The organism is Moorena sp. SIO3I6 (genome assembly GCF_010672095.1).
Genome location: NZ_JAAHHU010001634.1, coordinates 1 through 1,112 on the forward strand (window position 1 = coordinate 1; position 1,112 = coordinate 1,112).

Below are 1,112 nucleotides of genomic sequence, written 5' to 3' on the forward strand. Positions count from 1 at the left end.
TTGATCAGCTGTGCGGGTATACACAGCTGCTAATGGTTTATCTCATATTTGTAAAAAATCAGGAAAGAATGTGCTGGATATACACAGCTACTATTGATTAGGTTCAGGTAAAGTGGTTGAAAATTTCTTTATCTCATTTAACCCGCCCTTGGATTGGGATGTTGGTTTTTGTTACTGATGGGATAGCGTAGCGTGGCCGTAGGCCAATCGCTTTTAGCGCAGCAAAGCTGATCGCAAGGGGGGGGACGGTAGCCTCATAAGGGTAGGTTTTTTACAATTAAGAAGAGTTAGGAGAGAATGAACAGTGAAAAGTCTTGAAGGAGGAAGGTTTCAGACAACCGATAGTAATGGGCAAATCATTGAGTATAGCGCTACGCGCAAGGGCAAGAGGCAAGAGGCAAGAGGCAAAAGTTTACTACAAAAGCGTTTCAGCTTGTATCAATGTCCTAACTTTAATGCGTAGTGCTATAAATGCACCAGTATTGTTAACAAACCATTAACGAAACTGGAAAGTTGACGAACAGGACGATGATTGACATTAGTTGAGGATACAGAGTTTTTTTGTGCTTCTTGTGTCTGTGTCTGAGAAATAGGCTGTTGTGAGTCCAATAATGCCTGCTCATCTTCTAGATCTTGACTCAGAGTCCATAGAAGAGCAACAGCCATGGCCAGCCATTGACGTTCTGCTCGCTCGGGATTAGCTAAGCGAGTCTTCTGCCACTGCCAACAATCACGCCTTAGGTCTCGGTAGGAACATTCAATCCAACCACGAAGACCATACCAACTCGCATCGCCCTCAGTTGGACTCAAATCAGTAATGAGTGAACCTTGGGTCTTGATAGCCATGATCCCATCGAGCAGACCCCCCAGCTTCCACACCGGCTTGATTGCCTTGAGAAACTACCACGAAGCGACCAAATGATGCGGCTTCGGCAATCGGTAGTCCAAATCCCTCCCGGTCAGACAGAAACACTACCGCTGTTGCCTCTCGATACCATTGAGCCAAAATGCGATCGCTTATGTGGCCATGATACTGAACCCAAGGCAAGCTCTCAATTGACTTCAGGAACGCTTCACCGCTAGCTTGGGTCGAAGTATTCATCCCTCCTATG

General features: G+C 46.0%; 3 protein-coding genes. 1 reads left to right on the plus strand and 2 read right to left on the minus strand.

Annotation, left to right across the window (positions count from 1 at the left end; genetic code table 11):
- Positions 1–304 precede the first annotated feature (304 nt).
- A complete protein-coding gene (locus F6K49_RS51855; protein WP_293053757.1) occupies positions 305–463 on the plus strand; it encodes a hypothetical protein in 159 nt (52 codons plus the stop codon).
- A 2-nt stretch (positions 464–465) separates the two neighbouring features.
- Here F6K49_RS51855 and F6K49_RS51860 read toward each other — a convergent pair whose 3' ends face one another.
- Both F6K49_RS51860 and F6K49_RS51865 read right to left on the minus strand, forming a co-directional pair.
- Entirely contained in the window at positions 466–846 is a 381-nt protein-coding gene (locus tag F6K49_RS51860; RefSeq protein WP_293072891.1) for a hypothetical protein, read from the minus strand.
- A partial coding sequence (locus F6K49_RS51865) for a glycosyltransferase (RefSeq protein ID WP_293110828.1) occupies positions 812–1,112 on the minus strand: 301 nt, incomplete at its 5' end. The genes F6K49_RS51860 and F6K49_RS51865, both read right to left, overlap by 35 nt.

Bases quoted from the DNA above. Each gene is read 5' to 3' on its own strand.
- F6K49_RS51860 (WP_293072891.1), bottom strand. From the start codon at position 846: ATGGCTATCAAGACCCAAGGTTCACTCATTACTGATTTGAGTCCAACT.